Source organism: Pseudomonas syringae, assembly GCF_002157375.1.
Taxonomy (GTDB): Bacteria; Pseudomonadota; Gammaproteobacteria; order Pseudomonadales; family Pseudomonadaceae; genus Aquipseudomonas; species Aquipseudomonas syringae_T.
In genome coordinates this window covers 102446-116422 of sequence record NZ_MTSA01000011.1, presented here as the reverse complement: position 1 = coordinate 116422, position 13977 = coordinate 102446, and the positions used below count along the sequence as shown (strand labels likewise).

Genomic DNA, 13977 nt, shown 5'->3' with positions numbered 1-13977 from the left:
GACTCAGGTCACCGCTTCGCGGCTTTGGCCACATCCAGCCTGCGCAGGTGACAGGTGACTTCTTCGCGGTCGTGATAAAGCTGTTTGCAGCCAATGGAGACCCGCACGCCGCGCGCCTGAAAGCCTTCTTCGATGCGGTCGAGCAGTCGGCGTACTTCGGCGTAGCGCTGTTTCATCGGCAGTTTAAGGTTGACCACCGCTTCGCGACACAGGCCTTCACCCAGCCAGGTTTCCAGCAAAGCGGCATTGCGCGCCGGCTTTTCTACGATGTCGCAGACCATCCAGTCCACGGGGTGACGAGGCTTGTAGGTGAAACCGTCCGCCATCAGGTGCTGCACCAGCCCGGTGTCCATCAGGCTTTCGGCCATCGGGCCATTGTCGATGGCGGTCACCAGCATGCCCCGACGGACCAGTTGGTAGGTCCAGCCGCCGGGCGCAGCGCCCAGGTCCACGCCGGTCATGTCACCGGACAGGCGCTCGTCCCATTGGTCCCGGGGGATGAAATGGTGCCACGCCTCTTCGAGCTTCAGGGTCGAGCGGCTGGGCGCTTCGCGGGGAAACTTCAACCGCGGAATACCCATTGGCCACATTGCCGAGTTGTCCGCCTCGGCCAGGCCGAGAAACACCTCGCGGCCGCTCTTGAAGGTCAGCAGCAGGCGTGGCTTGCGCGGGTCATCGACCAGCTTGCCGGCCTGCTTCAGGGCCTTGCGCAACGGTGCTTCGAACTTCTTGCAGAAATTCGACAGTTCCTTGCCATCGTTGGTGTCCACCACTTCCAGCCACACGCTGCCACAGGTCGGAAACGCCGACATGTGTGCAAGGATCACGCTGATCCGGTCGGTTTCCGGCAAGTCGAGAAACAGCCCTCGCGCCCATTGCCGAGGAAAGATCAGCGTGTCGAAGCGCTGACCGCTCATCAACCGTTCAGCGCCGTCCGGCTCGGTGCAGATGAATTCGGCACAGGCGGTGTCAGGCCGCGCCTTGGCGTAACCGGAGACGTCCAGGCGGGCGGCGAGGTCGGCGATTTCTGAACAGACCTCGCCTTCAAAACCGGGCCTGCAATGCATAAACAGCGTATTCATGGGTCATTCCTGGGCAATGGGCGCTCGGGCGTAACCCCGCAGACTTGAAAGCCGCGCATGATAGCCCAATCAGGAACCACTGACGCTGCCCGACAGTCCACAGAACCTGAAGCCTGTTGCGGCGCTCCCGACCTGAAGCACATGGAGCCCGCCATCAGAAGTGTGGAGAACATTCCAAAAGGAGACATTCATGCCCTCCCTCGATAGCCTGAAGAGCCTGAAAACGCTCGAAATCGACAACAAGACCTACCACTATTTCAGCCTGCCCGACGCCGCCCGATCACTTGGCAATCTGGACAAGCTGCCCATGTCGCTCAAGGTGCTGCTGGAAAACCTGCTGCGCTGGGAAGACAACAAGACCGTCACCGGCAATGACCTCAAGGCCATCGCCGACTGGCTGACCGAGCGCCGCTCGGACAGGGAAATTCAGTACCGCCCTGCCCGCGTGCTGATGCAGGACTTCACCGGCGTGCCGGCGGTGGTCGATCTGGCCGCCATGCGCGCGGCAGTGGCCAAGGCGGGTGGCGATCCGCAACGCATCAACCCGCTCTCGCCGGTTGATCTGGTGATCGACCACTCGGTGATGGTCGACAAGTTCGGCGACCCCGACGCGTTCGGTGAAAACGTCGACATCGAAATGCAGCGCAACGGTGAGCGCTACGCCTTTTTGCGCTGGGGCCAGAGCGCCTTCGATAACTTCAGCGTGGTGCCGCCCGGCACCGGCATTTGCCATCAGGTGAATCTGGAGTACCTGGGCCGTACGGTCTGGACCAAAGAAGAAGACGGTCGCACGTACGCCTTCCCTGACACGCTGGTCGGCACCGACTCGCACACCACCATGATCAACGGCCTGGGCGTACTCGGCTGGGGTGTCGGCGGGATCGAAGCCGAAGCCGCGATGCTTGGCCAGCCGGTGTCGATGCTGATCCCTGAAGTCATCGGTTTCAAACTGACCGGCAAATTGAAAGAAGGCATTACTGCTACCGACCTGGTGCTGACCGTCACGCAGATGCTGCGCAAGAAAGGCGTGGTCGGCAAATTCGTCGAGTTCTACGGCGACGGCCTGGCCGATCTGCCGCTGGCTGACCGCGCGACCATTGCCAACATGGCGCCGGAGTATGGCGCGACCTGCGGGTTCTTCCCGGTTGATGAAGTGACGCTGGACTATCTGCGCCTGTCCGGTCGGCCCGATGAAACCGTGAAACTGGTCGAGGCCTACTGCAAGGCACAAGGCCTGTGGCGTCTTTCAGGTCAGGAACCGGTGTTCACCGACAGCCTGGAACTGGACATGAGCACGGTGGAAGCCAGTCTGGCCGGCCCCAAACGCCCGCAAGACCGCGTAGCATTGCCGAATGTGTCCAAGGCGTTCACTGATTTTCTCGGTTTGCAGGTCAAGCCAGCCAAGGCCGATGAAGGTCGTCTGGAAAGCGAAGGCGGTGGCGGTGTCGCGGTGGGCAACGAGGCCCAGGTCAGTGGCGAAACGCAGTATGAATACAACGGGCAGACCTATCACCTGAGAGACGGCGCCGTGGTGATCGCAGCGATCACCTCCTGCACCAATACCTCCAACCCCAGCGTCATGATGGCGGCCGGGCTGGTTGCGAAAAAAGCGGTTGAGAAAGGCCTGCAGCGCAAACCGTGGGTGAAAAGCTCCCTGGCACCCGGCTCCAAGGTCGTCACCGATTACTACGACGCCGCCGGTCTGACCCCGTATCTGGAAACGCTTGGCTTCAATCTGGTGGGCTATGGCTGTACCACTTGCATCGGCAACTCCGGGCCATTGCTGGAGCCTATCGAGAAAGCCATTCAGCAGTCCGACCTGACCGTCGCGTCCGTGCTGTCGGGCAACCGCAATTTCGAGGGACGCGTCCATCCGCTGGTCAAGACCAACTGGCTGGCCTCGCCACCGCTGGTCGTTGCCTACGCGCTGGCGGGCTCGGTACGCATCGACATCAGCAGCGAACCACTGGGCGAAGGCTCGGACGGCAAACCGGTGTATCTGCGTGACATCTGGCCGACTCAGAAGGAAATCGCCGACGCGGTCGCCAATGTGAACACCGGCATGTTTCACAAGGAATACGCCGAAGTCTTCGCCGGTGACGAACAGTGGCAGGCCATTGAAGTCCCGCAGGCTGCCACTTATGTCTGGCAGGATGACTCCACCTACATCCAGCACCCGCCCTTCTTCGAAGGCATCGGCGGTCCGTTGCCGGTGATCGAAGACGTGCAAGACGCGCGCATCCTGGCGTTGCTGGGTGACTCGGTGACCACAGACCACATCTCCCCTGCGGGCAATATCAAGGCTGACAGTCCGGCCGGGCGCTACCTGCAGGAAAAAGGCGTCAAGTCTCAGGACTTCAACTCTTACGGTTCGCGCCGTGGCAACCACGAAGTGATGATGCGCGGGACATTTGCCAATATCCGCATCCGTAATGAAATGCTTGGCGGCGAGGAAGGTGGCAACACGGTGCATGTGCCGTCCGGCGAAAAGATGGCGATCTACGACGCTGCCATGCGCTATCAGGCTGAAAGCACGCCGCTGGTGATTATCGCGGGCCTGGAATACGGCACCGGCTCAAGTCGCGACTGGGCTGCCAAAGGCACCAATCTGCTGGGCGTCAAGGCCGTCATCGCCGAGAGCTTCGAGCGGATTCACCGTTCTAACCTGGTGGGCATGGGCGTACTGCCGTTGCAGTTCAAAAACGGGCAAACCCGCAAGACACTGGGCCTGACCGGTAAGGAAACGCTGAAAATCACCGGCCTGACCCATGCAGAGGTGCAACCGGGCATGAGCCTGACGCTGCACATTACCCGTGAGGACGGCAGCAAGGAAACTGTCGACGTACTGTGCCGCATCGATACGCTCAATGAGGTCGAGTACTTCAAATCGGGGGGCATTCTTCACTATGTCTTGCGGCAACTGATCGCTTCCTGAAGTCATCGCGCAGCGTCCAGTGCGCAGGAGTTGTCGCGGTGTCAGGTACACCGCGATCCATTCCTGCCGCACTGACTGATCGGTCATTTGGCGTGCAACACTCAATTTATCGGCTTTCCTGCCGATAACACGCCATCGTCTTCAGGATCGAAGGATCGAACTCCTATGCGCAACAACCAGCCTGTCACTCAACACGAGCGGACATTTCCTGCCGAACAGCGGCTGATCTCCACCACTGACACCCGGGGCACCATCACGTACTGCAACGATGCCTTTATCGACATCAGCGGTTACAGCGAAGTGGAATTGCTCGGCGCGGCCCATAACACGGTGCGCCATCCCGATGTCCCGCCTGCCGTTTTCGAACACATGTGGACCACGCTCAAAAACGGTCAGCCGTGGATGGGCATCGTCAAGAACCGTTGCAAGAATGGCGATCATTACTGGGTTAACGCCTATGTGACGCCGGTGCTGGAAAATAGCAAGGTGGTGGGTTTCGAGTCGGTGCGCATCAAACCGACGGCCGAACAGATACGCCGTGCCGAAGCGCTTTATGCCCGTATCAACAAGGGCAAGAGCGCGGTGCCGGGCCAGGATAAATGGCTGCCGGTGGTTCAGGACTGGCTACCGTTCATTCTGGTCAGTCAGTTGAGCTTCCTGATCGGTGTGTGGCTCAACTCGCCTTGGGGGTTTGCGCTGGCGGCGGCTTTGTCGGTGCCACTGGGCCTGCTGGGGCTGTCCTGGCAGCAGCGTGGCATCAAACGCTTGTTGCGTCTGGCCGAACAGACCACCTCCGACCCGCTGATCGCGCAGATGTACACCGACAGCCGAGGCCCGCAGGCGCGCCTGGAAATGTCGATCCTCAGCCAGGAAGCACGCCTGAAAACCTGCCTGACGCGCTTGCAGGACACTGCCGAACACCTGAACAGTCAGGCGCGTCAGTCCAACTCGCTGGCCAATGCCAGTTCGATCGGGCTGGAGCGTCAGCGGGTGGAAACCGAGCAGGTTGCCGCCGCCATCAACCAGATGGCCGCGACCACGCAAGAGGTTGCCAGCCATGTGAATCGCGCCGCAGATGCCACTCAGCAGGCCAATGAGCTGACCCGTCGTGGCCGTAATATCGCCGGTGAAACCCGAGAAGCCATTCAGCGCCTCTCCACCTCGGTGGGCGAAACCGGCCTGACAGTGACGCAACTGGCCAGGGACAGCGATGAAATCGGTGGCGTGGTCGACGTGATCAAAGGCATTGCCGATCAGACCAATCTGCTGGCGCTCAACGCCGCCATCGAAGCGGCGCGTGCCGGCGAGATGGGCCGAGGCTTTGCGGTGGTCGCCGACGAAGTGCGCCAACTGGCGCAACGCACCGCCGAATCCACCGGGCAGATTCATGGCCTGATCGCCAAGCTGCAACAGACCGCCAACGATGCCGTACAGACCATGGACACAGGCCGACGTCAGGCCGAGGAAGGCGTGGCCCGGGTCCTGGAGGCGGATAAGGCGCTGGTGGGTATCAGCGAAGCCGTCGCCAATATCACCGACATGACCACTCAGATCGCCACCGCCACTGAAGAACAGAGCGCCGTGGCCGAAGAGATCAACCGCAACATCTCCACGATTGCCAGCCTGGCCGACACCACCTCCGATGAAGCCCGTCGCTCTGCGGTGTTGAGTGGAGAGCTGACTGATACGGCCAACTTGCAATACTCGCTGGTGGAACGCTTTAATCGCTGAATCCGACAGCGTTTGCAAAGCCTCGACAGACATGAGTGTGCCGGGGCTTTTTTAATGGATTCTGCCAGGTATACCCTTTTAATAACTGCGCCCATCTGACAGGTTTTAAAAATCGCTCTTAAGGAAATGTAGGATTTTTCTTTAACACTATAAAAACAGATCAAACAGCCCGCCCTGTCATTGACACCTCATACACACTCCTATTAGTTGAAATTCAGATGCCACGCGGTAGTTATGTATTACCCCTTGCGACTATCGCGTGTCGTCCGAGCTAAAACTTCAGCCCTGCGTCATCCGGCGTCGGGCTTATTAATGGGAGAGACGTGTGCTTTGGGACTCTCTATCCACAGCTATGCCGACATGCAACCCGGCGACCGGATTCAGACCTTCTGCAACGACCGGGAAGGACCGACGTGCGTGGTACTTCCCGAGCACCTGACTGACCACCCTGTGCAGGTTGTTTTCAGCAAGGAATGGCTGCTGAGCCTGAACAACGACTTCGTCATGATCAGCTATCAGGTCGTTGACCGTGCAGGCAATACTTCGCAGATGGCCCGCTCCGTGACCCTGTCGATGCAGGTTTGAAAAGCCCGACCTACATTTCTGACTTCTGAACCTGAAGGTTTCGCACGCTGAGGCGTGCGAGACCCTAATGATAAAGCTGAGTGAATATTCCCACGACCCAGTAGGAATTTATACAAATCGCCCTATTTTTCAATTTGTAAGAATCATCTGTAGTTAGCATCCTACAAACACCGGGTATAAAAATAACTGTCAAAAAACACTGATACCAGGCAATACCCTTCATTTACAGCACCCACAACACTAAGAGCCGATAATTTAGTGCCAATATGAAACCAAATGTAACTGCACTACCACACTCAAACCTTACACAACCTTGAACATTCCAGACGACTTGACCTGAGCACTTGAGTGACTTGTAATATTTCTCGCGCTGACAACTGTTGGCGCCAATACGACAACTCAAATTAATGCCAATTAAAGAGTTTACGATGGATAAGAAGCAATCCACGGATGTCACTGCGCGCGTCCCACAAGACATCGCTCCCCAAGACGCGAGCATTATTCAAGAGGCCCCACCGAAAGGGAGTACCTATCGACAAACCCCTCTCAACCACATTCCATCCGACATTTCAGACACGCTGAAGCCACCTGTACTGCCCAACATCGATCCTGAGGCCATCAGTGACGAACAGGCGCATGCGGGTATCACCATACATATCCCCGGATCGGTCAAGATGTGCTGGGGAGATGAAATCCGTTTCTATTGGGGGAAAAACCTATCGTCAACAACCCTTTTTCATCGCGTGGGCGAGAACAGCGTCGTGCGCGTGCTGTGTATTTCCTACAACTTTACGCCCTACATTCAGTACGGCCTGGTGGACCTGTATTACGAGCTTTATCGTGATAATCGACTGATCGGCACCTCGCCGGTGCTGCGGGTGAATGTCAATTATTCGGTGCCCGTCACTTCCAGGCAGCGGCAACGCAAGCGCCTGATCAATCGCAGGTTTTTCGACACGTAACTGAAAAAGCCCCCGGTGATCACTCACCGGGGGCTTCAGGTGTTACCCGTCTTCAGACTGAACGATCAGAATGCAAAGCGCAGTCCTGCGTTCACGCCCCAGGGTTGCTCGATGTGTCGGCCTTTCATGTAGTCGAGGTCCGCGTGCAATTGCACACGCTCGGACAATGAAACCGACACCCCTGCACCCAGCTCGGCACGCGAACCGAACAGGCTGTTATCGAACGTCGTGTCATTGACCCTCACCTCGTTGCGACGTGAAAACTCCTGCGCGAACGCAGCACGCACGTAAGGTTGCACCACTCCGCCGTCCTTGAGCGCAACGGTGCGCCCCAGCGATGTACCGACCTTGCCCAGTATTGACTGAGTGCGATCGCTCTTCGCCTTCATGCCGTTGTCCAGGCGCATGTCCTGCCCCTGCACCACGACGCTGGACAACTGAGCGAACGGTTCAAGAAAGTAATCGTCCGCAAGCTTGAGGTGTCGACCCACCTCCACCCAGCCACCGATACCGGTATTGGTGTAGTCACCTTTGGATTTGCTCGCATCACTCATGGCCACGTCCGCCTTGTTGCGAAAGCGGTTAAGCTTCAGCGCGCCGTCTACGTAGTAACCCTCATCCGACAACCAGGTGCCGTAAGCGCCGGCGTAGAAACTGTCGACTTTGCCCGTCGTACCTCGGCTCATGTCCAGACCCGAAGAACTGTAGCCACCCAGAACACCCACCACCAACCGCCCGCCGTTGACGTCGACAGGCGCATCAGCCCCCAACGACAGACCACTTTGCTTCTGTTGGTAGCTGACGCCCTCGCGGGTGGTGGCATTGAGCCGATTGCCATAAGCACGCATCCAGCCACCGGCCTTGCCGCTGGCACGAACCTCGCCCATGCGCGAGCGCAGGGTTGAAAGCTCACTCCTCCAGATGGCAGGTGCCGCGCTGTACAGCGCAAGCGCGCTCTGTGTGGAAGGACTTATCACCTTGTCCTTGCCGACAACAAACCAGTCATTGCCCTGCTGCTCCAGCAGATAGGAATAGGCCCCGAGGTCGACCCGCCCGCCTATCAGACTGAATTGCGCATCGCCACCTTCGGTATGCACCACCTTGAGCGGCTCCATGTCAGCCGATATCACCTCCACGCCGGTATTGCGCACCTGCAGCGCGAATTGCCCGCTGGCCTGACCATTGACGTCGATCAGATCACCCACCCCGTTGTCCAGGTCCACTCGCATGCCGAAGGTGCCCGACCCGGACAGCGCGTTCAGCGACAGGGTGTGGAACCCGTCCTCGGCAAACCCGACGCTTCCACCCTCCATCGCGAGCGAATTGATCGCATTGTCACCCTGCATCTGCCACTGACCGCCAGAGGTGATGGCCAACGCGTTACCGTTGACGATGTCCCCTGTCAGTTGCGCGCCGTTTTGCAGCGTCACGTTCAAGGTGCTGGTGTCATCGGCGACGAGATTGCCGTTGAGGGTGCTGTTATCGACCTGGAACCTGACAGTACTGCTGTCTGCCACCTCCAGAAGGTTCCCGTTCCCGGACCGTAATTCGGCATGATTTTGCACAGCAATATCGGCTTCGATATCAAGCGCCACACGAAGATCGACTTTGATGGCCGCTCCATTCAAGCCTTCGACAATAGATTGATCAATGACCGTAGAGGATTTGTTTCCCACAATACCCTTGGCTTCCGACCCATCTACGAGGTTGATTCCATTCATGTCACCTGTCACGTGACTGTTCTCGGCGATGAGTACGTTCGCGCCCGAAGCAAAAATACCTTGACCACTTTTACTGTTCGATGCAAATCCGCGCACATCGGTGCTGAAGAGGCTCAGCTGCCCCCACACCCCGACAGCAATACCGTTCCCAGCCCCCGATATATCGCTTGAACGAGCAGACACTGTAGAGCCGGGTCTGATACCGAGCCTGTCTGCCTGAAGAACGATCCCGATGCCTGCCTCATTTTTCACCGTCGCACCTTCAAGATGTGCCACAGCATCAGTAAGACCGATACCACCTTCCACCCTTCCAGACTGAACATTTATAGTAGCGTTTTTTGCCAACGCCCTGTCTACTCGCCCCCCAACTATATTAAGGATACCTTGATCGCGAACAGCGTAAGAGTCGAACGCTGTGTCGGGGCCCACGGTGATTATTTCACCCGTCAAACCAATGGCCTTAAACTCCTCTCCGCTTGGCGAAACCAGCGTGATTCTTTCATAGCCCGGCCCCATCGACTCATCTCCGCCTCGCATCTCTGCTGATGCCTGGGCAGTCGCTAACGCTAAAGCTCCAAACGCGATCACTGCACGCTGCGAAGCACCACCCCGTAAATCCATGACGTTATTTACTCTATAAGACACCGTCCATCTCCTCGGTTAGTGAGAGTGGAAAGTAGCCTGCTTAACGCACAAACAAGCATGCTATTCAACACTGAAGACGTAGGACGGATCCCAAATATCTATAAGTAATTTCGTACAACATATACTTAGTGAATTGCCGACTATAAAAGCCATCAACAAAAATAACCTTTCCTCTTGACCTGCCTCCAAAAAGCCTATTACGTCCAATCGTGACTGAAATACTGAAAACCGTTCAGCTGCCGGTCACCTGAACCCGCTTCACTCAGACACTTTAATAAAGTAGGAAAAACCCTACACACGCATCACTCAATGGACTCTTATATGAAAAACACTTTGAAAAACAACCTGCCTACTCCGATACCCTTTCAGAAAAAAGGACATCGAAACCTGAACCTTGAATTGGCCGCACCCGATATTGCAGTCGCGTTTCACGATGAGGATACGCCAGGACTTATACCGGTCACTGAAGTGCCTCAGCCCCTGATTGTCGATCTAAAGGTATGGCCAGCCGCACGCCCTGACTACACTTACCAGTTGCTGTTCGATAATCATAAAACAGGGCCAGAAAAGCTGATCCTGGCTTCACATGCGCCAGGAGATGCACTGACACTGGAGATCCCGCCGGAACTATTGCTGGAAGGGTTCCATGAGGTGGCCTACCTGGTGACCAACCCGATCAACAACGTGTCGCAACCATCAGAAGTTTTCCGAATTCAGATTGATAAGACCGCTCCAGGTGCCCCTGAGCTCGCGGCAATACAGTTTCCAACCGACATCCAAAACGGCCTCACAGCCGCAGAGCTTGATCAACTTGGTGGCCAACTCGATGTACAAATAGCTGGCTACACCGGTATGGCCAAGCATGACCGCATCCTGACAAGGTGGGGGGACATCGCAGGTCCAAGCGCTGTCGTCAACGAAACCGACATGGGACTGGACAGGGTGGTGGTTACCTTCACAAAAGAGTTCCTGCGAACCTTAGGGGAAGACGAAAAACTGGTCTGTTATCAGGTCATCGATCGTGCGGGCAACCCCTCGATGCTCTCGAATACCGAGCCTGTAAAATTGAAGCTGCAGGAATTGCCCTCCAATTACCCGGCACCTGTCATTGATCGCACGGTGGGCAGCCAGGTCGACTATCTGGAAGCTCAGGCAGGCGTAGTGGTCGACATTCCACATTATCCGGGTGCAGCAGCGCTTGATAACATCCAGCTATTCTGGGGTATTAATAATCCTTTGACCCCGGTGCCGGTCGCCGTGGGGGATGAAAATGACGCCGTCGTATTAGCGTTGAAATTACCGTTCGAAGCCATTGCCCGGGGGCCACAAGGAAACACCACTGTCCATTATGAAGTTATTCGCGATGGAGAATTGGCGGGCACGTCGCTGGATACCCGCATAGACGTCTTTACAACGCTTCCTCTCGCGGAGCCATTGGAACACCTTACGGTACAGGGCTCGAGCGTACAAAACCCTAATACTCAGGACAATTTCATCGATGAAGATGATTATGAGTTGAATGGCAGAGGTTTGATCAGGTGGAACGCCGGCTTTGAAGTCAATGACGATCTGAACCTGCACTGGGGCAATCAGATAACGCCGCAGTGGTACCAACTAAAATCGAGCGACGTGCTGTCGGGGAGAGACCTTATCATTCCGATTGATAACGAAATCATGAAGTTGCAAGGTACGGGGGCGTCAATCCCTGTTTACTTCACTGCGACCCGAACGGGCAACCCCAATGCGGTAACGAGTCCGACCCAATCTGTAACGGTGCGTTCTCGAGAAGATCAGCCCGGCGGCCAAGATGGATTGATGGGGCCTTCATTTAACCTGACATCAAATGGGGTGTTGGGGCCTAATGAAAACCCGAACGGTGCGAATGTCAAGGTCTCGCCGTATGCAAACATCGCGGAGGGCCAAAGAATCACATTCACCTTCAAAGGGTTTGATGACTTTAACAACCCCATTGAGGCAGCCACCTACGTGACCACTCGAAAGCTGGATGAAATTGACGTTCTGCAAGGGCATACGTTTACCGTCCCGCTGCTCAATACCTTACTTATCTGCACGGGCTTTGCAGAGGCTACCTATACCGTCGAACCCGTGGAAGGGAGCAATCAAAGCCAGGCTAACTCCACAACGACCCGTGTGATTGTCCATATGCTTCGCCCGTCAGACCTTACCTGCCTGGCTCGCTGATAAGCGGCGGGTCTGAAAGACCCGCGCGCTTCATAAATACAAGGAGTAAACATGCACCCCTTCGCTAATAACAGACGAAAAAGCGTGCTCGCAGCACCTGTCCTCCCAGCAGCCCTGAGTAACGGTGTATTACCCACCGTCTCTTTAAACGCGCCTGTTGAAGTAGAACTGAATGTTTGGCCAGGCGCACGCCCAGGGTATAGATACCAACTTCATGTCGACGATTCTTTTATCGGACCTCAAGAAGAAATTCTGGACACTCAACGCCCCGGTGACGTACTCAGGCTTGAGATCCCAAAGGGTGTATTGAAAGAAGGCCATCACTCAGTCGCCTACGCCATTGAAAACCCTGAAAACATGTTTGTCGAGTTTTCTGAAAGTACATTGATATCCGTGGACCTTACGTCCCCCGGTACGCCGATTCTGGCCCCCCTCATTCTTCCCATCCAGATCCAGGACGGCCTTACCTCCGAAGAACTGGAAAACATGGGCGATGTGCTGACGGGCATCATTGCTGGCTACAACGGCATGCAGGAAGGCGACGTCATCCATACTTACTGGAACGGCATCCCCGGACCGATGGCGGTGGTGAGCAAGGACGATATGGGTCTGAAGCAAATCAGGGTCGACTTTGTCCGATCGTTTCTGGCGCGAATCGGCGATATTGAGGCGCCGGTGCATTACACGATCACGGATCTCGCGGGAAACCTTTCCATCGAGTCCGAGCCGTTGAGGGTAAAACTTCAGCTCGCGACCATGACGCCTCTCCCCATCCCAACCGTTAAAGAAGCCACCGGCAGCACCCTCGACCCAGGCGATGCATTGTCCGGTGCAACGGTGGTGATCAGTGCCTCCGCCAACCTGAAAACCGGCGACCAGGTGATCGTGCAATGGCAAGGGCCGAAAGGCAGCGATACCAAGGAAAAGACCTTGACCAGTGCAGAAGCCGGCAAGGCGCTGGAGATGCTGTTTGCCGCTGTTCTGGTAGCAGCCAACGCCGGGCAGACGGTTGCGGTGTCTTACGTCGTCAATCGCACCAATGGCCGGGTCCAGGTATCCGACACATTGGCCCTGCAGGTGCTTGACGGGCTTACCGAACTGCCTGCCCCTCGCATGGACACGGTCGGCGAAGACGGCGTGGTCACGCCCTCACTCATCCCCGACTCCGGCGCCACGGTACGGGTGCGTTATCCGGGCATGGGGGCGCAGGACAGTGTGGTGGTCAACTGGCGCGGTGCGTCCAGTCATGACACGGCGGCGCAGGTCGCAAGCGGCAGCGAGTTGCAGTTTAGCGTCCCTAAAGCCTTGATCAGCGCCTCTGCGGGAGGTTCGGCAACAGTGACCTACACCGTCACTCGTGCAGGAAAACCAACGGTATCGGCATCGCTGACGCTCAACGTCCGCCAGGAACTGGTGCTGGACACTTCGCCCGTCACACTGGCCGGCAAGATCTACCTGCTGACCAGCTACCCGGATCTGTTGCCGGACTTCCCTGCCGACACCACTGTCCTGCGCCAGGCGAGCGGTGGGCTGGCGCCTTACACTTACGTCTCGGACAATCCATTGGTGGCAAAAGTGGATGCCAACGGCCTGGTCTCGGTTCGGGGAAAGGGCACAGCAACGATCACGGCAACCGACTCTCTGGGTGAAAGCAAAGGTTATCAGGTCACTGTCACCGGAGTGATCCATTGCCTCGGCGTGGGCAGCGGCAGCTATGCCCAGATGAACAGCGCGGTGGTGAAGAATGGCGCACGGATTCCATCCATCCACGAACTGGTGGAGATTTACAACACCTACGGCAACCGTTGGCCGATGGGCAACGGGAATTACTGGTCGTCCACGGTATCGAGCGCCGGTATTGCAGGATGGAACTGGTATTACGTGAAAAATCTGGTCACAGGCGGCAACTTCAAATTGAAGAGCCACAATGCCAGTCTTGGCGTCGGCATCAAATAATTCGACAGCCGACAGCGCCGTAGACAATCCATGATCATCGAACGGGGCGTTAGCTGAAGAGGCTAACGCCCTCTTCGCATTGTCAGGCGCTGATACAGCGCCCTTCTGACCCAGAGACTCAAACCATGCGCAGTCCCGCCAGCAAACGTTTCTTACCG

The 13977-nt window shown here is 56.9% G+C and carries 8 protein-coding genes; 6 read left to right on the top strand and 2 right to left on the bottom strand.

The genetic code is table 11. The features are described 5' to 3' along the window. Window positions 1-8 precede the first annotated feature (8 nt). Entirely contained in the window at window positions 9-1082 is a 1074-nt protein-coding gene (gene rlmM, locus BW686_RS15465) for a 23S rRNA (cytidine(2498)-2'-O)-methyltransferase RlmM (RefSeq protein WP_084918304.1), read from the bottom strand. Window positions 1083-1272: 190 nt separating this feature from the next. Here rlmM and acnA point away from each other — a divergent pair, with 190 nt between their 5' ends. The 4 genes from acnA to BW686_RS15445 all read left to right on the top strand — a co-directional run bounded on the left by acnA (window position 1273) and on the right by BW686_RS15445 (window position 7295). Beyond that, window positions 1273-4017 (top strand): aconitate hydratase AcnA, encoded by a 2745-nt coding sequence (gene acnA, locus BW686_RS15460; RefSeq protein WP_084918302.1) that lies wholly within the window; start codon window positions 1273-1275, stop codon window positions 4015-4017. A gap of 165 nt (window positions 4018-4182) precedes the next feature. Next, window positions 4183-5748 (top strand): methyl-accepting chemotaxis protein, encoded by a 1566-nt coding sequence (locus tag BW686_RS15455; protein WP_084918300.1) that lies wholly within the window; start codon window positions 4183-4185, stop codon window positions 5746-5748. 330 nt (window positions 5749-6078) lie between these two features. Then, window positions 6079-6333: a hypothetical protein gene (locus tag BW686_RS15450; RefSeq protein ID WP_143514194.1), complete on the top strand. Its 255-nt coding sequence runs from the start codon at window positions 6079-6081 to the stop codon at window positions 6331-6333. Between the two features lie 428 nt (window positions 6334-6761). Continuing rightward, entirely contained in the window at window positions 6762-7295 is a 534-nt protein-coding gene (locus tag BW686_RS15445) for a hypothetical protein (protein ID WP_179149277.1), read from the top strand. Window positions 7296-7360: 65 nt separating this feature from the next. Here the strand turns inward: BW686_RS15445 and BW686_RS15440 are convergent, their stop codons facing one another. Then, window positions 7361-9661, bottom strand: a complete 2301-nt coding sequence (locus tag BW686_RS15440; RefSeq protein ID WP_218775753.1) for an autotransporter outer membrane beta-barrel domain-containing protein — start codon at window positions 9659-9661, stop codon at window positions 7361-7363. A gap of 321 nt (window positions 9662-9982) precedes the next feature. Between BW686_RS15440 and BW686_RS15435 the strand changes: the two genes are divergently transcribed. Together BW686_RS15435 and BW686_RS15430 are read left to right on the top strand one after the other, a co-directional pair. Next, window positions 9983-11863: a hypothetical protein gene (locus BW686_RS15435; protein WP_084918296.1), complete on the top strand. Its 1881-nt coding sequence runs from the start codon at window positions 9983-9985 to the stop codon at window positions 11861-11863. Between the two features lie 51 nt (window positions 11864-11914). Then, window positions 11915-13819 (top strand): Ig-like domain-containing protein, encoded by a 1905-nt coding sequence (locus BW686_RS15430; RefSeq protein ID WP_084918294.1) that lies wholly within the window; start codon window positions 11915-11917, stop codon window positions 13817-13819. Window positions 13820-13977 lie beyond the last annotated feature (158 nt).

Excerpts from the sequence above, each read along its gene's own strand:
- BW686_RS15435 (WP_084918296.1), top strand. The coding sequence starts at position 9,983 with ATGAAAAACACTTTGAAAAACAACCTGCCTACTCCGATACCCTTTCAG.
- BW686_RS15430 (WP_084918294.1), top strand. The coding sequence starts at position 11,915 with ATGCACCCCTTCGCTAATAACAGACGAAAAAGCGTGCTCGCAGCACCT.
- rlmM (WP_084918304.1), bottom strand. The coding sequence starts at position 1,082 with ATGAATACGCTGTTTATGCATTGCAGGCCCGGTTTTGAAGGCGAGGTC.
- acnA (WP_084918302.1), top strand. The coding sequence starts at position 1,273 with ATGCCCTCCCTCGATAGCCTGAAGAGCCTGAAAACGCTCGAAATCGAC.
- BW686_RS15445 (WP_179149277.1), top strand. The coding sequence starts at position 6,762 with ATGGATAAGAAGCAATCCACGGATGTCACTGCGCGCGTCCCACAAGAC.
- BW686_RS15455 (WP_084918300.1), top strand. The coding sequence starts at position 4,183 with ATGCGCAACAACCAGCCTGTCACTCAACACGAGCGGACATTTCCTGCC.